This is a genomic window from Parvimonas sp. D2, assembly GCF_035282635.1.
Classification (GTDB): Bacteria; Bacillota; Clostridia; order Tissierellales; family Peptoniphilaceae; genus Parvimonas.
In genome coordinates, this window is record NZ_JAYKBO010000054.1 from 1 (window position 1) to 266 (window position 266).

At 58.6% G+C, this 266-nt stretch carries 1 protein-coding gene; it reads right to left on the reverse strand.

The window, feature by feature from the left end; genetic code table 11:
- Nucleotides 1-255, reverse strand: a 255-nt coding sequence (locus VJI77_RS07555) for a TauD/TfdA dioxygenase family protein (protein ID WP_323988986.1), incomplete at its 3' end; no start/stop codon positions are given.
- Between the last annotated feature and the right edge of the window lie 11 nt (nt 256-266).

A 266-nucleotide genomic window follows, 5' to 3' on the forward strand; every position in this document is an offset into this window, starting at 1 on the left:
CTTGCTCGGCACTTCACGGAAGGAGCTGTCGGTATGCCATAGCCAGGAGAGGTTGATGTACTGCCACTTGGTCTCCTTGGCCGGGATGATCCGGTCGGCCTCGTCGACGTTGGAGACGCGGTAGATCTCGAGATTGCGCGAACTGCGATGCGCCACCGACGGATGAACCTCGAGCGTCCCGAAGTTCCCGCCGAAGGCAATATGCTGTTCGTCGCTGATCGGCTGATGTGGGAATACGAGCACTAAGTGCTCCATCCAAAGCTCGT